Genomic DNA, 23948 nt, shown 5'->3' with positions numbered 1-23948 from the left:
CTTATCGTTCATAGCGCTGCGGGGAAATCGGTAACAGGAAATGGTGTATTAAACTGAAGTAAACTTTAACGTCTTCGAGGAAAATATTGATGAATCAGATCGCCAGCAACGATGAATCTGATTCAACAATGTACGTTATTTAATTTTACAGATAAGCACTCAGCCAGCCCTTAAGGCGACAGACCAGACTTTTTCTGTTTACCGGTAAATAATGTTTCTGGCAGAAAAATCGTTCTGCGAGGCAGCGTCGGGTTGCATCATTTTGTTCAATGAGTCTACACTTACCACCTTTCAGGTACGATTCTGTGTGTTGTTATTTGACAGTGCATTGAATTTTTATCAACGGTCTAATCTCATGTCCGCCAGGCATTCAACAACTCTGACCCGCAGCGATCTTGCTGAACTCAATGCGTTTCTGATTACTGAAGAAATGCGAAGTTTTACAAAAGCAGCTATCGCATTAGGGATTACCACTTCTGCACTTAGCCATACCATACGCAACCTTGAGACCAGACTGGGTATCAGGCTGCTGAACAGAACCAGCCGTACGGTTTCACCTACCGAGGCAGGAGCAAGCCTTGCACTCCGCCTTGCAATGGGTTTCAAAGAAATAGCAGCCGCTCTTGAAGAAATTAATCGTCTGCGTGATACCCCCGTCGGGAAGCTCAGGCTTAATGTGCTAAGTGACGGGGCACGTCTTATTATCGCGCGCCACCTGACGCGTTTCATCAGCAAGTACCCCGAGGTAGAACTGGAAATCAGTGTAGATGACAGGATGGTTGATATTATCTCGGAAGGCTTTGATGCCGGGATACGTTTTGGCGGAACCGTCCCTGAAGATCTCGTCGCGGTCAGACTGGGAAAAGAACTCAGATGGGTGGCCGTAGCATCACCACGCTATCTTTATCAGCATACACCGCCCGCTGTGCCTGAAGATTTGCGCCTGCATGAATGTATTCAATTACGTACCGGACAGGGAGTCATTTATAAGTGGGAATTTCGTAAAGGTAATGACTATCGTGTAATTGATGTCAAAGGGCAGATCTGCGTGAGTGAAACAGCACTGGCCATTGAACTGGCCTTATCCGGGGCCGGTATCGCCTACTGCCTTGAAGAACGAGTCCGTCGTTATCTTTATGATGGCAGTCTCAGAGCAGTGCTCCCTGACTGGGCACCTGTAGAAGATCCTATGTACCTCTACTATCCTGGCCACCGGCAGGTTCCACAGGGCCTGAAGGAGCTAATTGAGGTGCTCAGAGAAGAGATTGACACGGATAATTCCATTTATCCTGAATGACCTGCGGCCTGCTCTCAGCCGTAATTTATCGTGAACTGACCAGACTGATATACGCAATGACCTGATATTACGGCGCAGTTACCGCTTCTAACTGCAATAAATACGTCATCGCTGCATCACGATCCGTCAGACACATATCCTGAGAAGGCTGAAGATTTCCGCAGACTTCAGGCCGCAGGGCTGAACCAAAAATATTGCATAAGTTCTCTTCAGATAACTGAATACATCTGACATTCGCGGGTTTACCGAGAGGCATTCCGGGAATAGGGGAAGAGATTGACGGGGCAATACAACAGGCCCCGCATTGCGAACGACATTCCACAGGATACTCCGCTAACGAACGAAAAGGCCGGGGCCGGAGCAGTCAGGGTAACATTTATTCCGGTAGCGAACAGCTATCGGTAAACATTTTCTCTGTTGCCCTATTGCCTGCCGGCGATTGCGCGGGTAACGTTGCGCCAAAATTCTGTTTTACTCACATAGAGAGAGTTCTGATGCCAAAGGCAAATGAAATAAAACGTGGTATGGCAGTCACCTGGAACGGAAAATTACTGCTGGTGAAAGATATTGATGTACAGAGCCCGAGCGCCCGCGGCGCTGCCACCCTGTATAAAATGCGTTTTACCGATATCCGTAGCGGTATGAAAGTGGAAGAGCGTTTTAAAGGTGATGATATTGTCGATACCATCGCACTCAGCCGCCGCGCGGTGACTTTTTCTTATATTGACGGTGACGAGTATGTCTTTATGGATGATGAAGACTATACCCCCTACCATTTCAATAAAAATCAGATCGAAGAAGAACTGCTGTTTATTCCGGAAAACGGTATTCCCGGGATGCACGTACTGACAATGGACGGCCAGATTCTGGCCCTCGAATTGCCCCAGACCGTGGATATGGAAATTACCGATACCTCTCCGGGCATTAAAGGTGCTTCAGCCAGTGCCCGCACTAAACCCGCAGGTATGGTGACCGGCCTGGTTATTCAGGTCCCTGAATACCTGAGTAACGGTGATAAAATCAGGATCCATATTCCTGAGCGCCGTTATATGGGCAGAGCAGATTAAGTATCACTCCCCTGCTATCCGCGGCAAAAGTGACCTCTGGCCAGAGCATTAACCCGGCCGGCGGGTCACTTTCTGCCACAGATCATAGTGCGATCCTCTGTGCCAGTTAATGTGCTATTTTTTCACATTTCAGTGGTAAATATTTACAGTTTTCTACTCCTCATCCCCTGATTCGTTCAATGTAATAATGGATTAACCGTTATAATCGCCGCGTTTTTATTATGATGACCGCAAGTCTGCGTCTGGCTTCGCTGTCCATTCAGGGAATATTAAACATCTGTTTAATTTTTCTGCCTGAGTTTGTTGAATTAATTTTATTCTGAGTTTAAAAATGCGCCTTTCACGTCTGATAACTATTCTCCTGCTTAACGCTTCAGGTCTTGCTCTGTTTTTTTCATGGTATCTTCCGGAACATCACGGCTTCTGGTTTGCTATTGATAAATCGATATTTTTCGACTTTAACAGCCGTATGGTATCCCATCCTGCGTTTGCAAAATTCGTAGCAATTACTAATTACCGCGGGTTTGATGCAGTTTCTCTGATTGCTATGGGATTACTTTACTATTCTTACTGGCGGAAAAATTCTCCGGCCGGACGTCATCGAATGCTGGCGATCGGTATTACCCTGTTACTGAGTGCCGTTGTGCTGAATCAGCTGGGACACAGAATCCCGGTGGTGCATTCCAGCCCGACCTTGTTTTTCCAGAACGTTCACCGGGTCGGCGAACTTACCGGAATTCCGACGAAAGATGCCTCGTCAGACAGTTTCCCCGGTGACCACGGTATGATGCTGATGATTTTCGCCTGCTTTATGTGGCGTTATTTTGGTGGTCGTGCTTTTGCCAAAGCCGCAGTCATTTTCTTTATCTTTGCCCTGCCGCGGGTGATGGCCGGTGCGCACTGGTTTACCGATATTGCAGTCGGCTCCCTGTCGGTGGTGCTGGTCGGTATGAGTTGGTGGCTACTGACACCAGGCAGTGATGCGGTGGTTAACTTTCTGGACAGAAAGTTACCACGCCGTAAGTAGTAATCAGGTTGTACCGGAGTAAAAAGCGCCAGTCAGGCGCTTTTTACTGTGAGTCTGCAGTATTTAACTATTCAGTTCTTCATTATCGGTAATTTCAGGCACCGGCAGGCTGGTAATAACCCCCCAGTAGTAACAGACCAGTGCAATAATCGTTACCAGGATCATATCTGTCGGGGCAGCAATGATATTAATGCCACCGAAAGTTCCCAGATAAGACACCAGCAGCACCAGCAGATAGTACACCAGTAACCACCAGCCACATTTCAGATCCCGTCCCGAAGTGACACTCTTATTACCGAATAAGACGTAACCGACCCAGGCAATCACCAGTACCGGAATTAACAGTTCATTGACCGACCAGCCGCTCCAGTAAATCAGTAAAGTACTGGCAACAAAAGCCAGCGGGCTGAAAATCGCCGCAACCGGCAGACGGAAAGGCCTAGCCATATCCGGCAGATGACGACGGAATGCGCCAAGAGTGACCGGCCCCGGCATATATGTAAAGACGGTCGCCGAGGTCACAGCGCCAATCAGCCCGCCCCATACCTGAAATTCGGAAGGTAATGTCCAGGCAATGGAAAGCATCAGTGACAGCCATAAAGCGCCGCGCGGAACACCGGATTTAGGGTCAACTTCACCAAACACTTTAAATAAATGACCATTACGCGCCCAGGCAAATAATACCCGGCTGGCACCCGCCAGATAAATATTACCGGTACCGGCAGGAGAAATAACAGCATCCACCAGGATTAGATTAATCAGCCAGGTGATACCGAGACTGCGTGCAAGATCAGCGTAAGGAGACTGGAAAACAGCTTTAAGGCCATCCCAGCCATGGGCTGACAGAGCTTCTGAAGGCACAGCCCCCATAAAAGCATACTGTAATGCGATATAAATAATAAAGCTGACAGCAATAGCGATCATAATTGATAGCGGGACATTACGCTGCGGATTTTTCGCCTCACTGGCAAAATCCACCGCCTGACGGAATCCCAGATAGGCGAAAACAATCCCTGCCCCCGTCAGAGAGGTGAAAATACCGTGAGCACCGCCGGGCGGCGGCGGTGGCACATCCAGATTAGCACCATGGTAATACATAAATAACGTACCAATCGTCAGCAGAGGCACAATAAATTTAAAGGTAGTAATAATAGTATTTACCCGGCCGAAAACACTGACACTCCAGTAATTTAATAGGAAAAAACCCACCAGCAGCAGAATTTGTACCGCAAAACCAGAGGCTGTCGGACTGCCATCCGGGTGGCTGAGCGCGGGCCACCAGTATTGTGCATATTGTCGTACCGCTTCTACCTCAACCCCGGCAGTACTGGTATATGCCAGCAGCGAGCTGACGCCGATAACAAATCCCACCACATTACCGTGAGAGAAATTAGGGTAACGGACAAAGCCGCCAGCCCGTGGAATAGCCGCCGAAAGTTCGGCAAACACTAAGCCAATCAGCAATACAATGATTGCTCCCAGTATCCATGCCCAGCCGGTCTGTGCACCTGCATAGCCTGAACTGGTCAGTGCTGCATACAACCAGCCGGAACCTATCATTGACCCTATACCCAGCAGGCTGAGATCAACCAGTCCTAATTTTTGTTTAAATGCACCCTTTGCCATAAACACCTCTTAATGTGATATCCCGACCAGACATCTGGTTTAGGTTATGGTTTATGTATTGCTGTTGTTATTTCCTTTCCCTTCAGGCTTAGCATTTTGCATGCCATATATAACAACAACCCCACAGTGGTCAGGGTGTTACCCGTAAAACATGCCAGTACACACTATGATTCCGCGGCTTACCCCCGCAGACAAGGCAGAAAAAATGCCAAAAAAGAACCACTCAGCATGTACAATGGCAGTGCGTACTGCACCCGAATGATGCTGGCTTAACGAAAAGTTACATTCAGAAATTACAGCTTATCCAGCGACAATCTGCTGAGCACTATCCGGCAAGAGTGTTCCCTTTCAGGGCAGGCGGTCAGGCGGTTTAACGGGGAAATAGTGCACAAAAATACGCCAGGACACATTTCGTAAATTATTCAAATTAATCCATGTCAAAAAATTACTTAAAAGCTCTCGCCAGTTGTCATTTTATGCGGTAATCTGAATTTCGTATCAGCGGTTAATTTTAGATAAACAGCTCATTACGGTGGTTTCTGCGTATTTATTCGTGCTCCGTAAAACAGTTTATTAATGGCTGATTATCCTCTTTCTGTTCTGTCATCTGGCTAGCGGCAATTCTGTCGTAAGGACTTTGAAGGAAACTCTGAATAATGGTCAAGTCTCAACCAACTCTGAGATATATCTGGCGGATTGTTCCTGCCATTGCATTAGCAACGTTACTCTCAGCATGCAGTACCCCGGCTAATAATACAGCCCGGATCGAGAAGCATGAAGTTAACAACCGTAGTGGTTTTTTACTTCAGGCGTCTCAGGATGAATTCGAACAGATGGTTCAGAGTGTGGATGTTAAGTCCCGCATTATGGATCAGTACGCTGACTGGAAAGGCGTACGCTACCGGATGGGCGGTGACACTAAACGCGGAATTGATTGTTCTGCCTTTGTTCAGCGGACATTCCGTGAGCAGTTTGGCCTTGATTTACCACGTTCTACTTCAGGTCAGCAGTACACGGGTTCTAAAATTTCACGAAATAAACTGCGCCCGGGGGACCTGGTTCTGTTTCGTGCCGGCTCTACCGGCCGCCATGTCGGTATTTACCTGGGCAACAATAACTTTGTCCATGCATCTACCAGCAGTGGTGTAATGATTTCGAGCCTGAATGACAGTTACTGGAAAAATCGCTACCGTGAAGCCAGACGGGTACTGAGTAACAGCGCCCACAGTTGATATTGTCAGGCCTTCCGAGTCTTTAGCCAGACAGAAACGCTGCTTTTAAGCAGCGTTTTTTTATGGTTATTTTTGTCTGTGACTACTGCGGGAAATTCTCAGCAATCGCTACCCCGTTATTCTTCAGACAGCAATTTACCGTGGCTTCATCGGTGCTGGCAACCAGCAGGCAGGCTGTACCGCGCCACTCAATAACGTTACTGTCCGTATCGACCTCTGCCAGCATTTTTTGTAGTGCTAACATCACCTGCTCAGATTGCTGCTCCTGAGAATCCAGCAGTTCAAAAATAACCACATCTTCACCACGACCGGAATGCACTACCTCGCTCACTGTGAGAGCTGAAGGCATCGCAGGTGACCAGTGATAGTAATCAGGTAACCGGTGTATAACCGATAACTGCTGCCTGTCCAAATAATCTCTCCCCGCAAACAGAAGTTCATCCGGTCCGCGTTCCGTAACCGGCAGGAAAATAACTGTGGATATTCCGCTGCCTTAACAAAGATCGCCTGTCACCGGCTGACTGATAAAAACAATCACAAACTGATGATTATTTTTATCACTTTAACTACAAATTATAAACAATAAAATAAAATCCCGCCCCACACACAGGAGGCAGGACGGTGACTCAGAGGAAGAATTAGCGCAGAGTATGACGGGATGCAAACCAGAATAATAACAGCGATAAGCTGGCACAGCTGGCAATCATCACTGCCATTGGCCAGGCTGAAGAAAAACTAAACAGTGACAGGATGGCACCGGTAACAGCCCCCACCCCAAAGCGTAATGTCCCGGCAAGAGAAGAAACAGTACCGGCGATATGCGGAAACTCATCAAGTATCACCGCCATGGCGTTGGAGGCCACCATTGATACGCAGCCGATAAACACAGCAATCCCCAGTACCAGCGGATAAAATCCAAGACCGACAGCACAAACCACTAATAGCCATATCCCGCTGATAAACTGAATAATAAGCGCAATTCTGAACAATAATAACGGACCGGCCAGCCGAACCACACGGCTATTAATCAGGGTCATCAGAAACAGAAATACGATATTCAGCGCAAAGTAATACCCGAAATGCTGCGGAGAAACATGGTACAGCGTGATGTAGACAAAAGGCCCCGCATTAAGGAACGCGAACAGCCCGGCAAACGAAAACCCGCTGGCCATCATCAGACTGAAAACTTTTTTATTACGGAACAAAATAATAAAGTTGCTGATAATAGTACGCAGATGCAGAGGCTGACGTTTATCTGCCGGTAATGACTCGCTGATCCCAAAAATTACCAGCAAAAAACCGACAGTTGCCGCAATCGCCAGTGCCCAGAAGATGGACTGCCAGTTTCCGGCCAGCAGTAACCAGCCCCCGAGGATAGGTGCCATCAGGGGAGCCAGGGTGGTAATCAGCATCATAATCGACATCATACGTGAGAAATCTGCACTGGAGTAGCTGTCCCGGATAATGGCATTGATTACCACCCCGGCCGATGCTGCCGCAAGACCATGCACCAGTCGCATCCAGATCAGGTGGTCAATCGTCCCCGCCATGGCGCACCCGGCAGCGGCAAGAATAAATATCAGTACCCCGGGTAACAGCACCGCTTTACGGCCAAGGCTGTCAGATAATGGCCCGTAAAACAGTTGTCCGACGGCAAAACCCAGAATATAGGCGTTCAGCGTCATCTGAACCTGACCGGAAGGTGCCAGAAATTCGCTGGCAATCTGTGGCATCGCAGGAAGATACATGTCGATAGACAATGGCATCAGCATTGCCAGCAAACCCAGAATAACTATCAGCCTCAATTTCTCTCTCCGCACAGGGGACTATCAGCCTGATTATTTTCGCTGCAATTCTGCAGGTAAGCCTGCACTGTCAATTTCCTCACGACTTAATTCACGATACTCACCGGGTTCAAGAGTGTCATCCAGAACGATGTCACCAATTCGCTGACGATGCAGGGCAACCACATGATTCCCTGTGGCAGCAAACATACGTTTTACCTGGTGGTAACGCCCCTCACTGATGGTCAGCAAGACTTCCGTCGGTGTCAGTATTTCCAGTGAAGCGGGCTTAGTCGGTTGTTTATCCCCGCGTAATTCAATGCCTTTCTTAAACTGCTCTGCCGCCTGTGCATCCAGCGGATTTTCCAGAGTAACATGATATGTTTTCTGGCAATGATGACGAGGAGAGGTGATACGGTGTGACCATTGGCCATCATCGGTCAGTAATACCAGCCCGGTGGTATCGATATCCAGCCGCCCTGCTGCATGAAGTTTCCATGCCATTGGCTCTTCCAGAAAGTAGAGAATTGTCGGGTGATCTTCATCTTCTGTCGCGCATACATAACCCTGCGGCTTGTTAAGCATAAAATAACGGGGCCCGGATTGTTGTTGCAGGCTGTTACCTTCATATTCGACCTGATGTTCCGGTTTAATTTTGAAAGCGCTGTCCTTAACAATCTCGCCATCCACAGTGACTTTCTGTGCACGAATTTCACGTGAGGCAATGGCCCGGCTTATTTCCAGTTGTTGAGAGATGAATTTATCGAGTCGCATGAATTTCTTTTTGCCTGTAGCAGCGAAGGGAAAATACAATGACGCTTATCGTCATGTTCAGTCTTCCAGTATAACGTGAACCTGAGCTGGCTGTCAGTGACGATATATCGTCGATTGTATACTCCTTTTAAAAAGTGATGTTTATGTCTTTTACTCTGCGCCCTTATCAGCAGGAAGCGGTTGATGCAGCTATCCGCTATTTTCGCCACCATTCGCAACCTGCGGTGATCGTACTGCCTACCGGCGCGGGGAAAAGCCTGGTGATTGCCGAACTGGCCCGTAAAGCCCGCGGACGGGTACTGGTGCTGGCTCATGTTAAAGAACTGGTGGCGCAAAACCATGCAAAATATCAGGCGCTCGGCCTGACGGCCGATATTTTTTCTGCCGGCCTGCAGCAAAAAAAGAGCCGGCAGAAAGTAGTTTTCGGCAGTGTGCAATCCGTTGCCCGCAACCTTGATGCCTTTGATGCTGAATTTTCTCTGGTGATTGTCGATGAATGCCACCGGATCGCCGATGATACAGACAGTCAGTATCAGACTATCTTTAGCTTTTTGCGGCAGCGGCGTCCGGATCTGAAGCTACTGGGACTGACAGCCACCCCTTTCCGGCTGGGGAAAGGCTGGATCTATCACCTTCATTACCACGGGATGGTTCGCGGTGATGCACAGGCTATGTTCTATGAGTGTATCTACGAACTGCCCCTGCGATACATGATCAAAAATGGTTATCTGGTTGAACCACAGCGGCTGGATATGCCGGTGGTGCACTATGATTTCTCGGCTTTATATGCCGCTAATCAGGGGCTGTTCAGTGAACGGGAGATGGATAAACAGCTGCAACAGCAACGCCGGGTGACGCCGGCCATTATCCGCCAGATTATCGAACTGTCGGAAGAGCGGCTGGGGGTGATGATTTTTGCTTCAACAGTGATGCATGCCAAAGAGATCCTCGGTTTATTGCCGGAACAGAGTGCCCTGATCAGTGGAGATACCCCGGCAAAAGAGCGCGATAAAACATTACAGGCATTTAAGCAACAACAGATCAAATATCTGGTCAATGTTTCGGTACTGACCACCGGATTCGATGCCCCCCATGTCGATGTCATTGCGATACTGCGCCCGACAGAATCTGTCAGTCTGTATCAGCAAATTGTCGGGCGTGGCCTGCGCCTGTCACAAAACAAAAAAGATTGTCTGATCCTCGATTATGCCGGTAATCCTCATGACCTGTTCAGCCCTGAAATTGGCAGTCCGAAAGGCTCCGCTGATAACCAGCCAGTGCAGGTGTTCTGCCCTGCCTGCGGTTTTGCCAATACTTTCTGGGGAAAAACAACCTCCGATGGCACGATTACCGAACATTTTGGCCGGCGCTGTCAGGGGATTATTGAAGCCCCTGATCAGCCACGCCAGCAGTGTGATTTTCGCTTCCGCTTCAAATCCTGCCCCCGGTGTAATGCAGAGAATGATATTGCGGCCCGGGTATGTCATCAGTGCCAGGGTATTCTGGCTGACCCCGACGATATGCTGAAAGCGGCACTCAGGCTCAAAGATGCCATGGTCCTGCGTTGTGCGGGAATGACATTACATACAGGGCAGGACAGCCGGGGTGAATGGCTAAAGGTTATTTACTATGATGAAGATGGCAGCGAAGTCAGCGAACTGTTCCGTTTGCACACCGCCGCACAGAGACATATTTTCGAATTACTGTTTATACGCCACCACCATAAAGCCCCCGGCACTCCCCTAAGCTGGCAACATGCGGTTGATTTGCCTGCCCTGAGCGATGCTTTCCGTTATCCTGATTTTATTGTTGCCCGTAAAAAAGGTCATTTCTGGCAAATCCGCCATAAAGTATTTGATTATCAGGGGCGCTACCGTAAAGCGAATCAGTTACGCTGATGGCGGGAAACCGCTGAATTTATTTGCCCGCCACAGGGGAAGCGGCTATAATGCCGCGCACTTTTACATTCGGTAAAAGTACATTCAAGATAACCTTCTGTTGCTGGGTCGCCTGTAGCAGAATTACAAAGAGAAATTAAGATGTTCACTATCAACGCAGAAGAACGTAAAGAGCAGGGTAAGGGTGCGAGCCGCCGCCTGCGTCGTACAGCTAACAAATTTCCGGCTATCATCTATGGCGGAAACGAAGCAGCTGTCGCTATCGAACTGGACCATGATGTTGTTATCAACATGCAGACCAACCCTGAGTTCTATTCTGAAGTTCTGACCCTGGTTGTTGCCGGTAAAGAAACTAAAGTTAAAGTTCAGGCTGTTCAGCGTCACCCGTTCAAGCCAAAACTGCAACACATCGACTTCGTTCGCGCGTAATTGCCCGATCAGTCAGTAAAAAACGCCGGGTAATACCGATCTGTCAGAGCTGACATTAACGGTTAAACGATCAGGCGGTTGTATAAAAATCCGCAATCTTTTACAAGGTTGCGGATTTTTTTATGCTGCTAAGTCAGGCGACGCAGCCGTGTCTCCGTTTGCTCAGCCAGTATTCTCCGGGGTCTGAGCCCCTGCCCCACCGTTGCTGACCGCAAACGTTGTTCCGCAACTTACCATCAACCCGCCAGCCTGATTCCGGGGTCAGCGGAAAGCTGCCACAGAGGGCAGAAGACAGAGTGCGGGAAAAAGAGACCGCAACACGGCAGGTTACGGCTTCTTTCTGACGGTTAACTGACAAATATGACGCGTAATCGCGCGTTTTTAGACAGTTATTTATTGTTTTCTCCGGTACGGCGTTGCAGCTGATCACGCAAATTCGGTGGCGTTCCTTTGATGGTCAGCGTATCCGTTGCCGGATCCCAGAAAATACGCTCACCCAGTAACATCGCATCAAAGCTGAGTGTCAGGCCGCCGCCACTGCCGGAAAATTTAGTTAACTGCCGCAGGGTACTGCGATCGGCAGGGAAACTCTCTTCCAGCGAATACTCCTGCTCGCGGGTAAAGGTTTCAAAACTTTTATCGCCCATCGCTGGCAGTTCGCCAGACAGTTCCTGAACTGTAATTTCTTCCCCGGCTTGCAGCTGCTGGTTACAGTAGCTGTAAACCTGCTGACGGTATTCCTGTCGTTGCTGTTTTCCCAGGCTGGCGTCTTCACAATAATCGTCCACTGCCTGCAACAGGCTGCGGTTCTGTGCTTTGGTGTCCAGCCCGACACTGGCCCCGAGGAAATCCATAAAGAAATCAGAGACTTTACGGCCAACACGCCCCCGTAAAAAGGTCAGGTAGCGTAATGATTCAGGCCGGGTTTCCCATTCGGTCAGGTCGATCCTTGCCACAATATCCGCATGGTTAATGTCAAGATAGTGGGTGGTACTGATATCCAGTGTTTCGTTAATCCGCATACTGCTCTGGCTGTTAAGTACTGAAATCAGAAGATATTCTGTCGCCAGGTAACGGTAACGGGCAAACAACACTACACCGCCATCGGCAAAAGGATATTTCGCCAGTTCATCACGTAAACGTCCGGTGGCCGCACGGCTGAAGGCTAAAAAATCCTGAGAACCCTTACGGCATTCACGTAATGTGTCAGCAAGTTCACTGTCTTCATTAAACAGACCATAGGCTTTATTTTTAGCACTGTAGACACGATGTAGCTCTTCCAGCATATCAGCAACGGCTTCGCTGGCTGTCAGTAATGAATCGCGTAACACCAGCTCCAGTTGATCTTCACCACGTTTAATCAACTGATGGACGACAATCTGGTCAATATCCAGACTCATGGTAGACTCTCCTTCTCAATCAGGTGCGTATTCAACCATTGCCCTGCCCGTCTTTCAATGCTAATCCGCATTTAAGCTGCAGGGTGACCAGAAAACGATGGTGCAGGAAAATCGTGAAAACCGGGCCACAATACGCTACAACAGTATTTAACAAAAATGCGCGGATTATTAAGTTAAACAGACAATAAAATTGCAGAAAAAAAGTGGCGTTTGCAGTAGAATGTCCGCCTTTTACGACTTAGCAAACTGATATTATGCCTCAATCATCCCGATATAGTGACGATCGCGTGGAACAACTCCTCGCCCAACTGGCAGAAGTGCTGGAAAAAGATCAGGCCCCGACCGACCTTTCCCTGATGGTGTTAGGCAATATGGTGACGAATCTGATTAACTCCAGCGTTGCACCGGCACAACGCCGCTCGATCGCCCGTACCTTCGCGGAAGCCCTGCAGGCTTCGGTACGCGAAGATCATGCACACTAAAGATATGACCCGATCAATATGGTAAACAACCAGCAGCGCTACAGGGAAAAAGTCTCTCAGATGATTAGCTGGGGCCACTGGTTTGCCCTGTTTAATATCTTTTTTGCACTCATTCTCGGTAGCCGTTATCTGCTGGTCACCGACTGGCCGGCCTCGCTGGCGGGCAGAATTTATGCTTACTGTAGCTGGATCGGGCATTTCAGTTTTCTGGTATTTGCCGCCTATTTACTGGTGATATTTCCGCTGACGTTTGTCGTGATGTCGCAGCGGCTGCTGCGGGCACTGTCGGCAATACTGGCGACCAGCGGGCTGACGTTACTGCTGGTCGATAGTGAAGTCTTCAATCGTTTTCATCTTCATCTGAATCCCGTGGTCTGGGATCTGGTCGTCAATCCCCAGCAGAGTGAAATGACCCGCGACTGGCAGTTAATGTTTATTGCCGTACCGCTGATCTTTCTGGTGGAGATTCTTTTCGCCACCTGGAGCTGGCAGAAATTACGCAGCCTGAACCGGCGTAATTTCGGTAAACCGCTGGCGATACTGTTTATTGTCGCCTTCTTTTCCAGCCACCTGATGTATATCTGGGCGGATGCCAATTTTTACCGTCCCATCACCATGCAGCGGGCAAACCTGCCGTTATCCTATCCGATGACTGCACGCCGCTTTCTGGAAAAACATGGTTTACTTGACCCGCAGGAATATCAGCGCCGTCTGATACAGCAGGGTGACCCGGATGCCGTCTCGGTTGCTTATCCGTTAAGTGATATCAGTTTCCGGCAGAGCAGCACCCACCATAATCTGTTATTGATTACCGTCAATGCTATTAATGAAACGACGGTAGCCAGTGACTTCCCTGCACTGAATGAATTTGCCAGCCAGAATGTGCGTTTCACCAACCATTTCAGCTCCGGCACCACCGATGAAAACGGACTGTTTGGCCTATTTTACGGTATCTCCTCCAGCTATATGAATGGTATTCTGGCAACCCGCACGCCGTCAGCGTTGCTCAGTGCACTGAACAGCCGCGGTTATCAGTTTGGTCTGTTTTCTTCTGATGGTTTCAGCCAGTCACTCTATCGCCAGGCATTACTGGCAGATTACTCATTGCCGGCGGCCAGGCCACAGACAGACCAGCAGACCGTTTCACAATGGCAGGACTGGCTACAGAAACAACAGCATTCTGCCACCCCCTGGTTCTCCTGGGTGTCGCTGGATGGCATCAATGATGACGGCAATAGTGATAATGCACGTCAGAAAAATTACCTGAATTCGGCTAAAGCCACCGACCAGCAGATTGGAGAGATACTCTCCCAGCTGAAAAAAAGCGGGGAACTGGATAATACCGTAGTTATTATTACTGCACGCCACGGTATGTCCCTGACCGACAGTAACAATAACCAGGATCGTCAGTTGCTGCAGGTCCCCCTGGTGGTCCACTGGCCATCGACACCCGCACAGTCAGTCACTAATCTGACCGACCATCAGGACGTCATGACAACCCTGATGCAAAGATTACTGCATGTAACCACCTCGCCGGAAGACTATTCTCAGGGTGAGGATCTTTTCAGTCCACAGCAGCAGCATCAGTGGGTGACCGGCAGTGATGACAGTAACCGGCTGATTATTACCACCCCGGCATCAACGCTGGTACTGGATAATCAAGGTAATTACACCACTTATGACACAGCTGGCAACGAACTGAAAAATCAGCGCCCTGAACTGGGACTGTTATTACAGGTGCTGACAGAAGAAAAGCGCTTTATCGCAAACTGATTATTAATGAGTCAGTTAGCATAACCGGATATTGCAATCTGCAAAATTATCCGTACTATGTGGTGGCAACAGTATCGGCACGTAGCGCAGCCTGGTAGCGCACTGTCATGGGGTGTCAGGGGTCGGAGGTTCAAATCCTCTCGTGCCGACCAAATCATTATTCTGTTAGTACCGGTTACTGATGGAAACCCCGCAAAAACCCGTATTCTCACTGAGTTTACGGGTTTTTTGTTGTCTGTTTCCGTAGTAATATCCATGCCGTGTCTCAGCGGCCCGCGAGCCCTCCTTCCTGTATCAAAACAGTTACCGCCATTCTTATACGCAGCTCTGCTGTCCGTGTGTAACGTTCAGCATCTGGTGCGGATAATCACAGCTGCAAGCAAAGTCATCAGCAGAGAATCAGAGGCCGAAAACCACTTATTCCATTAACCAGTAAGTTAACGTTGCCGCAGATTCGGGAGGTAACCATGAATATGAAAAATAATGACACCTTAATAGATTTCAAAGGAAAGCCGGGCCGGTTACTGTATTTCTCTTTCCTGACGTATACCCTGCTGACCCTGGCAGGGATTATCGTGCTGGCCGCAGCAACCACAGCTCTGTCAGACATCGAAAGCTATTTTTATATTGATTTTATCACGGCGGTAATGATTGCCTGGTTTTTATCCAAATCTCTGCGGACCCAGCCTTATGAGAGATACGTAGCGTTATTCAGAACCGGGTTATTTATTATATTTAACTGCCTGCTGGTTATTTTGCTCACCGGCCTCGATATATTATCTGCCCGCTGTTCACTGGTCATTGTCTCTGTTGTGTTTATTCCGGCCATTTTGCTTATTATTACCTCATTTAACGAGTTTATTTCCTTCATAAACTTTAACTATAAATCCGCCGTTAACCTGTCTTTAACCGACGAACTGACCGGACTGCCAAACCGAAGAGCGTTAAACTTTACTCTCAGGGAATTGGAGAAAAAAGCAGCGACGGTATGTATCCTTGATATTGACCATTTTAAACGTATCAATGATTCCTTTGGCCATAAAATGGGTGACAAAGTGCTGATTTCTGTCGGTCTGGCGCTCAGTGAGTTCAGAGACGAAAACGTTTCTGTCGCCAGGTCGGGGGGGGAAGAGTTTTGCCTGATCATTAAAGATAACGTTGACGCTAATCAGGTTATCAGCAGGGTAAAAAAATCGCTGTCCATTGATTATAATAACGATATCAAAATCACTATCAGCGCCGGAGTGGCATCTAAAGGACGCAACGAAAACTTCACTTCTGCACTGATTTACGCGGATGAAGCCCTTTACCGTGCCAAACGAGAGGGTCGCGACTGTATCGTATTTGCGGACAACGGAACGATTCAAAGATAATCGCCGACAACGACGCAAAAAATGCGTTATATCGCAAAAAAATGCTGCGTCCCCGCGGGTTAACTGCTAAATTACTGGTTATATAACCAGTAATGAGTGCCGCCATCATGTTTGTAGAATTAGTGTACGATAAACGCAATGTCGCCGGTCTGGAAAATGCCAGAGAGATTATCCTGGAAGAACTTACCCGCCGTGTACAACGTATTTTCCCGGAAGCTGAGGTCAGAGTAAAACCGATGCAGACCAACGGACTGAACAGCGATGCCAGTAAGAGTGACCGGGAAAAACTTAACCGGATGCTGGAAGAGATGTTTGATGAGTCGGATATGTGGCTGGTAAACGAATACTGATATTTTTACTGGCGACAGCAATACACTCCGGACCGCTCAGCCTGAAAAGTCCGCTACAATATCGTCTGTTACGGCTGCCGGTAAAAAACCGGGGATTCCCCCCGGCATTTCAGAAGGCTGCCCGCTTATTTACGGTCAATGGAGTATCTGCCCGGGCCGGTCAGCGCCAGTGCCAGGAAACCACCGGCAATACTGATGTTTTTATAGAAGTTAATCATGGCACCATACTGCGCCATTCCTGTCATATGCCAGTACTGATGCCCCATCAGGCCTGTTGCAACAGTATAAACGGCCAGCACTATCGCCAGCGGGCGGGTGTAATAACCAGCAATAATCAGAACACCAAAAACCAGTTCAACGACCACCGCAACTACCGCTGCGACAGCAGGTAAAGGCGCACCCACTGATGCCATATAACCGATAGTCGCTTCAAAACCCGCCAGCTTTTCCCAGCCAAAAATGACAAACAACAGCATCAGTAAAATACGAGTCAGTAACAGAAGAGCATCACGATATTTTTCCAAAGACAGATATTGCATATTAATTACCTCAGGGTTAATTGCTTATACCGCGGCTCTCCGCTGCGGAAAGTATATTGATAAGTATTGAAATTATTACGTTTCTTACATGAAATAAAGAGAAGGCAGGCTCAGGATCGTTCCGTGTTCTCTGGTGCACTGATATTACATCAACCATATTGAACATCAACACAGCAGATTGATAATCACTGTCCCTCCTCAGGTGACAATAAGGGCTGGAAAAACTGCCGGGCCGGCTAACATGAACAGTACAATTCGTCAGTCAGCAAACAGGAATTAAATATATTACCTTCTAAAACAACACGTTAATAAATTCACTGATAAACTATCGGTGAAAATCAGGATAAATATCCCCCGGACAATAATCATCAGTATTTTTGAATAAGTTGAGCAGAGAATTATAAGAAGATAGATTGCCTGCCACAGGCTGCCTGTGCTTTCAGGCCGGGAGAATACCGTTCTGCTCACCGGAAGGGTGGCTGGCAGTAATATGCGGGCTGATAAATGCCAGTAATGCACGGATTACCGGGTTGTGCTGACGATGACCGGGATAGATGGCGTTCAGTGATAACCCCTGCGGGGTAAAATCGGCTAACACCGGAAGCAGTCTGCCTGCATTAATCGCGTCATTAACAATAAAGCGGGGTAATAATACCAGCCCTAACCCTGCTTCTGCAGACTCTCTGAGTACTTCCCCGTTATTACTTGATACCGGGCCGTTTATCGCAAAGAAACGGCTCTTCCCCTCAACCAGCAGGTTCCAGCCCGATGGCCCTGCGGTACCGTATCGCAAACAACGGTGACGGCTGAGATCGGCGGGAAGTAAGGGTATACCCGTCTGTTGCAGGTAGTCAGGACTGCCGCAGATAACCATCGGCAATATCCCCAGTTGACGGGCAATCATGCTGGAATCAGCCAGTGCGCCAATCCGTAATACCATATCGAAACCTTCGCCGATCAGATCGACAAACCGGTCATTAATTTCGATATGCAGACTGACTGACAAATGCTGATGCTGAAAACGGGTAAGCAAAGGGGCAATATGCCGCAACCCGTAGGTGTGTGGCAGACTGATCTTGAAATTTCCCACCAGCTGACTCTGGCGTAGCGATATCGCATCTTCAGCCTGACGGACTTCATCAAGAATACGGCTGGCATGTTGAAAAAATACCTGTCCGGCATCAGTCACTGATAAACTGCGGGTATTACGTACCAGTAGCTGCGCGGCCAGACCGGTTTCCAATGCACCGATCCGCCGGCTGACAAACTGTTTTGATAACATCAGCCGGTCTGCCGCTGCGGTGAAGCTGCCGGTATTTACAATGGCGACAAAAATACGCATATCATCAAGGGTCATGGTGTCGATCCGGAATATCGGTTTTCTGCCAGATTGTCCGGCTGCCTGCCCGGCAGTGTATCACCCTCCCCCGGGCTCTGTACTGACAGAAAAGATATTTCACACTTCAGCCCGGAAATATTGTTCCACCGGAATCAGGCTGACACTTATAGTAGGTTTTCCACGCCACTGACTGACAGGAAAAGAACAATGACTGACAGAATCAATAAGTTCGGACAACCCATCGGCCTGCCAGTGGATACCTGGCAACCCGCAAAGCTCCCTGAAGCAGTAACACTGACGGGCCACTATTGCCAGTTACAGCCGTTAGACAGCCAGCGCCATGAACAGGATCTCTGTCAGGCACTACAGTGTGAAACAGGCGGTGAATCTTTATGGACATATATGTTTTCAGGCCCCTTTACCTCGCGGCAGCACTTTCATGAATATATTCGCGCCGCTGCTAACAGCCGCGATCCATTCCATTTTGCTGTTATTGATAACGCTACCGGTAAAGCCACAGGCAGCTTGTCACTGATGAGAATCGATACGGCTAATGGCGTGGCAGAAGCCGGACATGTTATGTTTTCACCAAAACTGCAACGTACTCCGCTTTCTACAGAAGCACAGTATTTACTGATGCGCTACGCATTTGACACTCTGGGTTATCGTCGTTATGAATGGAAATGCGACAGCCTGAATACACCTTCACGCAATGCAGCACTCAGGCTGGGATTCCGTTTTGAAGGTATATTCCGTCAGGCGATGGTGTATAAAGGACGCAACCGCGATACTGCATGGTTTTCCGTAACCGACGAGGAATGGCCCGGATTGCGATCAGCATTTACACAATGGCTGAGTGCAGATAATTTCGACTCTGCGGGGCAACAGCGTTATCCGCTACGTTATTTTCGCTCCGGCACGCTATAATTCTGCTGCCGGCTGAATCCGCCGGCCTGATTTTATTCCCGGAGCCGGTTAAGCCGGATAACTATGCTGATGTCTGCTGAGTTCCCTTCTGCCGTTACCGAAAATTTAGTCCTGCCTGCCGGACAGTTTATCTGTCGCGCGGCTTTTTCTGCGTCATCTCCGGTTCTGGCCTGTGCTGCCTTTGATAGCGCAACCTTCAGTCCGCATCTGTACCAGCACTATAATATTCCCTGCCCGATGGCCATCAGCGGGGCTGCCCGTAAACGCCAGGCAGAATACCTGGCCAGCCGCTGGCTGGTCAGATCAATTGCCGCCAGCTACGGTATTAAAAATTTTATACTGACCAACAATCCTGATCGTTCGCCCCGCTGGCCCCCGGCCCTGACGGCATCCTTGTCACATACCAGCGGAATGGTATTTTTGCTGGCAGACCCGCAAAAGCGTCTGGCAGGAAACGATACGGAACAGTGGATGAACCGCCATACGACCAGCCAGATCAGGGATATCCTGATGGATAAAGAAGAAGGGAAGCTGCTGGCTTCAGTACAGTTACCCCCGGAGCAGGCAGTAACCCTGCTATTTTCTCTGAAAGAGAGTCTGTATAAGGCATTATGGCCGGAAGTCCGTCAGTATATCGACTTCCTGCAGGTAAGATTACTGACTATTGATGAAATGAACTCGACGGCCTGTTTACAGCTGAAACAGACTCTGTCACAGGACTATCCCCAGGGCCGCTGTTTTACTGTCAGCTATGCTATTACCCGGCAACGCGTATTCAGCTGGATCAGTCACTGATACACCATTACCCGGCACAACGAAACGTCATATTATAACGGTATTTTCCGGTCAGGGGATGTGAGCCTGGTTTCAGGGGTAAAATCCCGTGAAAACGCAGCCGGGAACGTCCCCCCCAGACCACGACATCCCCGTGTTCCAGCATAACTTTAGTCACCGGATCGCCGCGTTCAAAGCCTCCGAATTGAAATACCGCAGCCAGCCCGAGAGATACAGAGACAATCGGCTGACGCAGATCCTTTTCGTCTTTATCCTGATGTAACGATAACTTGCTGTCGACAGCATAACGGTTCATCAGACAGGAGTCTGGCCGAAAGCCGGTGAAACCGGCACTCAGGGCGGTAGTAATAGCGTATTTTCTTAAGTTATCAGGCATCAGCAACCCGCCATTAATCGGATGAGCATCTGCGGGCCGGCCATACAGGCCACAATGGGTCATCGCCACCGACATCCGAAAACCGCCGGGGGTAATCCGGTGCTGAAAGGGACGCTGGCTGGCAATCGCCATAATCTGGTCGAACAGCCAGTGATCATCATGCCTGGCATAACGCCGCAGGATGACAGCGTCTTCTGCCAGTGCCTCCTGCCACGGGGGGTCGCCCTCAAAAAGATCCAGCATGGTTTATTATTACTCCGCAGAGGTTACTTTGCTTCAGTAAGCAAAAATGATTTAAACAACGGTGAGGCCCAGCTTTCAAATTTATCTCCGTTACGGGTAATAAGAAAAACAGCCAGATGCTGTTTCAGGGCCAGTGCTTTTGCTTTTTCCGTCCCCAGAACCATCAGTCCTGTATCCCAGCCATCAGCTTCTCCGGCAGTGGTGGCTATCACAGTTGCTGATGCCAGTTTATGCTCAATCGGGCGGCCGGTAGCAGGATCGATAATATGAGAGATACGCTGACCATCCAGCTCATAATAGTTACGGTAATCACCCGAAGTACTGATACCATGCCCCTGTAAATCCACCACTGCCTGTGCTTCATTTTCCAGATCCGTTGGCTTCTGAATGGCTACTCGCCAGGGTTTACCTTCTGCCGTATGCCCCCGCGAGAGCAACGCCCCCCCGACAGAAACAAGGTAGTTAGTAATTCCCTGAGATTCCATTAAACGGGCAAGATGATCAGTGGCATATCCTTCGCCCATGGTTGACAAATCAACATATAAATCAGGAAGATCTTTTTGTAACGCCTGGCCATCCGCCGTCTGAATGACTTTGAGATGTCTGAGTCCCGTCCGGGCTTTGGCCTGATCAATCTGTTGTTGTGCAGGAGTATGCGCCGGCATTTTTTCCGGACCGAATCCCCATAAATTGACCAGCGGCCCGACCGTAATATCCATTGCTCCGCCGGTTTTGGCACCGATACGCAATGCCATGGTAACAATATCGGCCATCGCTTCGCTGACCGGCCAGGGCCGGGTGCCGGTGTATTGGTTAAAACGCGACAGTGCCGAGTCAGTTTTCCAGGTTGAAAGTTCCTGATCATCATTATCCAGCTGTTGCTGAATAACCTGCTGTAACTGACTGCGGCGTGAGGCAGGTACATCAGCGACAGTCACACGCCAGACCGTACCCATGGTTTTACCTTCCATCACCAGATTCTGACCGGAGGAAGACGTTGCATTATCACAACCACTCAGGGCGAGTACCATACTCAGTAGTACGGTGCCGCAGCAAAGAACTCTCATCAAATTTATTTCCGGAATTATAAGCCAGGTTCAGCCGGAAGTTCACCAGCCACCACAGGGCAAAGACGCACCAAAATGAGGCGCTATACTAACAAAATGACTGCCGGGCCCCGTGAATATCCGTGCTATCTGCTGGCATAAATTTTGCTGTCAATAGAGTGAATAACCGGTGAAGTAATAATGAGGTACTGCAGATGAAGAAATTTTCGGCGATCGGTCAGCAGCTAAAGCAGTTATGGGCACAATGGTTATTGTCCGCGGTTTTTACCCAGGCAGGCTCGGCTCTGGAAGGAAGCCATCGCCACTTATCCCGCCCATTAAACCGTGGCGGGAAAAGTGACAACAGGTACTGAGGATTCAGGCTACCCCGACAGGAAACAGGCAGCACATAACATTCGCTGCCTGTTTTTTATCAGAACTGATATACCAGACCAAGTGCAACAATATTATCAGTATTAATATTGGCCGCTTCAGTGAACTGGTTGTTTTTCAGCAGGTTGATCTGATAGTCAACATAGGTAGACATATTTTTGTTGAAGTAATATGTGGCGCCGACATCCACATAACGTTTCAGGTTCTGTGCACCGTATTTTTCCACACTGGTACCCCGTGAAGAAATAAATGCCAGAGACGGACGTAAACCGAAGTCAAACTGGTACTGGGCAACTAATTCCAGATTATCGGCTTTATCCGCATAACCGTAAGCGGTTGAATCGCTGCTGTTACCAAACCGGGTCGCATTATAAGAACGGGTATACATAGCCGCCAGATAAACATCGCCGTTGTCGAATTTCACACCGCCTGTATAGGCTTGTGCTTTATTACCTTTACCCAGAATGTGATTTTTATCAGCGCTGATATAGTTATTCTGTTCCGTGGTCCGGTTGGAAGAGAACATCGCCGCACCCAGAGATAAGTCCGGACTAAGATCATAGCTGGCACTCATACCCCAGCCATCACCGTTCTGACCTAAGACATCACGGCCATTGGCGGTTTCACTGGAACTGCCATTTTTTCCCTGGTACTGCACTGCAATCTTCAGGCCGTTAATCAGTCCCCAGAAGTCTGAATTACGGTAAGTCAGCAATCCGCTGGAACGCTGGAACATAAAGTTATCCGAACCGTAGGTATCGCCGCCAAATTCCGGCAGTACATCCGTCCAGCTGGCAATATCATACACAACACCGTAATTACGGCCATAATCCAGTGAACCGTCATTATCAAATTTCAGCCCGGCAAAACCATAACGGGTATAGTTGTCAGCACTGCCCTGGGACTCAGCATTATTCACGGCGACCTGATATTCCCATGCACCATATCCTGTCAGTTGATCTGAAATTTGCGTTTCGCCTTTAAAACCAAAACGCATATATGACTGATCACCGTCTGAGCCATTATCCTTTGAGAAGTAGTGTAAGCCGTCAACTTTGCCAGACAAGTCTAACTTGTTACCGTCTTTATTATAAATTTCGGCTGCACTGGCTGATCCTGCAGCCATGAGCAGTGCCGGTACCAATAGTGAAAGAACGCGAAGTTTCATGTTATTACCCTCGAGTGGGACCCGTAACGTCAGAGACTGACTCAGGAAAATTATATAAAAGTAAAGCAAGTGTTTTCTTAAGTCATGTTAATTCAGGATAAGAAATAATCTATCCGCAAAATGATACTAAACAGACGAAAATGCTTCAATTTATTTCTAAATAATTTCAGAATGTAAACCTTGCGGAACTTTTTCAAACCAGGCACCACTATTAATGAGCACTAAAGGTTAAATCAACAAAAAAATTATTCCGGTAAAGAATTAGGCACTAATTGTCAAAGAGTTAAATGTTCTTGTAAATGCTTTGATGTTAAAAATAACCGCACTGAATGATAAATAAAAACGGGGTGACGGGAATATAATGTCAATTGCTATCATCATTTATTTTATTATTACCTTCATTCACCCCGAATGATTATTGTCTTAACATTCCCTGCCGGACTTCGCGTCCGGTTTTTTTTGCCCAAAAAACAGTCTGATAATTACTCCCCCCCTGCCCTGACTGACATCTTATTTTGCGCCGGTCAAATAATTAATATCTTTTAATAATTATCCTGCGCGATAAATATCACTTAACGAAATTAAATAATGATTAATATTACTCATGATT

General features: G+C 48.4%; 24 protein-coding genes and 1 tRNA gene. 14 read left to right on the top strand and 11 right to left on the bottom strand.

The annotated features are described in order from the left end of the window. Positions 1-355 precede the first annotated feature (355 nt). Entirely contained in the window at positions 356-1297 is a 942-nt protein-coding gene (locus tag JK216_RS02680) for a LysR family transcriptional regulator (protein ID WP_212711198.1), read from the top strand. A gap of 67 nt (positions 1298-1364) precedes the next feature. Here JK216_RS02680 and JK216_RS02675 read toward each other — a convergent pair whose 3' ends face one another. Next, positions 1365-1619 carry a YkgJ family cysteine cluster protein gene (locus tag JK216_RS02675; protein ID WP_212707180.1) on the bottom strand — a complete coding sequence of 85 codons (255 nt, stop codon included), beginning with the start codon at positions 1617-1619 and terminating at the stop codon, positions 1365-1367. Positions 1620-1791: 172 nt separating this feature from the next. Here JK216_RS02675 and yeiP point away from each other — a divergent pair, with 172 nt between their 5' ends. Together yeiP and JK216_RS02665 are read left to right on the top strand one after the other, a co-directional pair. After that, entirely contained in the window at positions 1792-2364 is a 573-nt protein-coding gene (yeiP, locus tag JK216_RS02670; protein WP_212707181.1) for an elongation factor P-like protein YeiP, read from the top strand. Between the two features lie 331 nt (positions 2365-2695). Beyond that, positions 2696-3391 (top strand): phosphatase PAP2 family protein, encoded by a 696-nt coding sequence (locus JK216_RS02665; RefSeq protein WP_212707182.1) that lies wholly within the window; start codon positions 2696-2698, stop codon positions 3389-3391. Between the two features lie 63 nt (positions 3392-3454). Here the strand turns inward: JK216_RS02665 and JK216_RS02660 are convergent, their stop codons facing one another. Beyond that, the gene (locus JK216_RS02660; RefSeq protein ID WP_212707183.1) at positions 3455-5017 is read right to left on the bottom strand and encodes an APC family permease; all 1563 of its coding nucleotides are present in this window, start codon (positions 5015-5017) and stop codon (positions 3455-3457) included. A gap of 656 nt (positions 5018-5673) precedes the next feature. On the opposite strand from JK216_RS02660, the gene mepS reads away from it, so the two are divergent. After that, positions 5674-6249: a bifunctional murein DD-endopeptidase/murein LD-carboxypeptidase gene (gene mepS, locus JK216_RS02655; protein WP_212707184.1), complete on the top strand. Its 576-nt coding sequence runs from the start codon at positions 5674-5676 to the stop codon at positions 6247-6249. Positions 6250-6331: 82 nt separating this feature from the next. Here the strand turns inward: mepS and JK216_RS02650 are convergent, their stop codons facing one another. From JK216_RS02650 to rsuA, 3 genes are all read right to left on the bottom strand, one after another. Next, positions 6332-6661, bottom strand: coding sequence for a hypothetical protein (locus JK216_RS02650; protein ID WP_212707185.1), 330 nt, complete (start codon positions 6659-6661; stop codon positions 6332-6334). A gap of 226 nt (positions 6662-6887) precedes the next feature. Further along, complete coding sequence (locus tag JK216_RS02645; protein ID WP_212711197.1) at positions 6888-8069, bottom strand: Bcr/CflA family multidrug efflux MFS transporter; 1182 nt, start codon at positions 8067-8069, stop codon at positions 6888-6890. Positions 8070-8087: 18 nt separating this feature from the next. Next, on the bottom strand, positions 8088-8807 hold the full coding sequence (rsuA, locus tag JK216_RS02640; RefSeq protein WP_212711196.1) for a 16S rRNA pseudouridine(516) synthase RsuA: 720 nt from the start codon (positions 8805-8807) through the stop codon (positions 8088-8090). 143 nt (positions 8808-8950) lie between these two features. Between rsuA and JK216_RS02635 the strand changes: the two genes are divergently transcribed. Together JK216_RS02635 and rplY are read left to right on the top strand one after the other, a co-directional pair. After that, the gene (locus JK216_RS02635) at positions 8951-10705 is read left to right on the top strand and encodes a DEAD/DEAH box helicase family protein (protein ID WP_212711195.1); all 1755 of its coding nucleotides are present in this window, start codon (positions 8951-8953) and stop codon (positions 10703-10705) included. A gap of 141 nt (positions 10706-10846) precedes the next feature. Then, positions 10847-11134: a 50S ribosomal protein L25 gene (gene rplY / locus JK216_RS02630; protein WP_212707189.1), complete on the top strand. Its 288-nt coding sequence runs from the start codon at positions 10847-10849 to the stop codon at positions 11132-11134. A 389-nt stretch (positions 11135-11523) separates the two neighbouring features. Here the strand turns inward: rplY and yejK are convergent, their stop codons facing one another. After that, positions 11524-12534: a nucleoid-associated protein YejK gene (gene yejK / locus JK216_RS02625; RefSeq protein ID WP_212707190.1), complete on the bottom strand. Its 1011-nt coding sequence runs from the start codon at positions 12532-12534 to the stop codon at positions 11524-11526. 254 nt (positions 12535-12788) lie between these two features. Here yejK and JK216_RS02620 point away from each other — a divergent pair, with 254 nt between their 5' ends. The 5 genes from JK216_RS02620 to JK216_RS02600 all read left to right on the top strand — a co-directional run bounded on the left by JK216_RS02620 (position 12789) and on the right by JK216_RS02600 (position 16512). Next, on the top strand, positions 12789-13016 hold the full coding sequence (locus JK216_RS02620; protein WP_212707191.1) for a YejL family protein: 228 nt from the start codon (positions 12789-12791) through the stop codon (positions 13014-13016). Between the two features lie 18 nt (positions 13017-13034). Then, on the top strand, positions 13035-14789 hold the full coding sequence (yejM, locus tag JK216_RS02615; RefSeq protein ID WP_212711194.1) for an LPS biosynthesis-modulating metalloenzyme YejM: 1755 nt from the start codon (positions 13035-13037) through the stop codon (positions 14787-14789). Between the two features lie 75 nt (positions 14790-14864). Then, a tRNA-Pro gene (locus JK216_RS02610) sits at positions 14865-14941 on the top strand. Positions 14942-15256: 315 nt separating this feature from the next. Further along, on the top strand, positions 15257-16162 hold the full coding sequence (locus tag JK216_RS02605) for a GGDEF domain-containing protein (protein WP_212707193.1): 906 nt from the start codon (positions 15257-15259) through the stop codon (positions 16160-16162). A 107-nt stretch (positions 16163-16269) separates the two neighbouring features. Further along, on the top strand, positions 16270-16512 hold the full coding sequence (locus JK216_RS02600) for a DinI family protein (protein ID WP_212707194.1): 243 nt from the start codon (positions 16270-16272) through the stop codon (positions 16510-16512). A 125-nt stretch (positions 16513-16637) separates the two neighbouring features. On the opposite strand, the gene JK216_RS02595 is transcribed toward JK216_RS02600, so the two are convergent. Beyond that, positions 16638-17051: a DoxX family protein gene (locus tag JK216_RS02595; protein ID WP_212707195.1), complete on the bottom strand. Its 414-nt coding sequence runs from the start codon at positions 17049-17051 to the stop codon at positions 16638-16640. A gap of 439 nt (positions 17052-17490) precedes the next feature. Continuing rightward, entirely contained in the window at positions 17491-18408 is a 918-nt protein-coding gene (locus JK216_RS02590; RefSeq protein WP_212707196.1) for a LysR family transcriptional regulator, read from the bottom strand. Positions 18409-18597: 189 nt separating this feature from the next. On the opposite strand from JK216_RS02590, the gene JK216_RS02585 reads away from it, so the two are divergent. Next, entirely contained in the window at positions 18598-19317 is a 720-nt protein-coding gene (locus JK216_RS02585; RefSeq protein WP_212711193.1) for a GNAT family protein, read from the top strand. Positions 19318-19380: 63 nt separating this feature from the next. After that, the gene (locus tag JK216_RS02580) at positions 19381-20112 is read left to right on the top strand and encodes a 4'-phosphopantetheinyl transferase superfamily protein (RefSeq protein WP_212711192.1); all 732 of its coding nucleotides are present in this window, start codon (positions 19381-19383) and stop codon (positions 20110-20112) included. Positions 20113-20119: 7 nt separating this feature from the next. Here JK216_RS02580 and JK216_RS02575 read toward each other — a convergent pair whose 3' ends face one another. Both JK216_RS02575 and apbE read right to left on the bottom strand, forming a co-directional pair. Beyond that, positions 20120-20731, bottom strand: a complete 612-nt coding sequence (locus tag JK216_RS02575; RefSeq protein ID WP_212707199.1) for an alpha-ketoglutarate-dependent dioxygenase AlkB — start codon at positions 20729-20731, stop codon at positions 20120-20122. Between the two features lie 23 nt (positions 20732-20754). Then, complete coding sequence (gene apbE / locus JK216_RS02570; RefSeq protein WP_212707277.1) at positions 20755-21798, bottom strand: FAD:protein FMN transferase ApbE; 1044 nt, start codon at positions 21796-21798, stop codon at positions 20755-20757. 194 nt (positions 21799-21992) lie between these two features. Between apbE and JK216_RS02565 the strand changes: the two genes are divergently transcribed. Then, positions 21993-22151 carry a hypothetical protein gene (locus JK216_RS02565; RefSeq protein ID WP_212711191.1) on the top strand — a complete coding sequence of 53 codons (159 nt, stop codon included), beginning with the start codon at positions 21993-21995 and terminating at the stop codon, positions 22149-22151. Between the two features lie 59 nt (positions 22152-22210). Here the strand turns inward: JK216_RS02565 and ompC are convergent, their stop codons facing one another. Next, positions 22211-23338: a porin OmpC gene (gene ompC / locus JK216_RS02560; protein ID WP_212707201.1), complete on the bottom strand. Its 1128-nt coding sequence runs from the start codon at positions 23336-23338 to the stop codon at positions 22211-22213. Positions 23339-23948 lie beyond the last annotated feature (610 nt).

The organism is Tatumella sp. JGM94 (assembly GCF_018257595.1).
GTDB lineage: Bacteria > Pseudomonadota > Gammaproteobacteria > Enterobacterales > Enterobacteriaceae > Tatumella > Tatumella punctata.
Note: the sequence above shows the minus strand (reverse complement) of the source record. Positions and strands in the feature narration are given on the sequence as shown.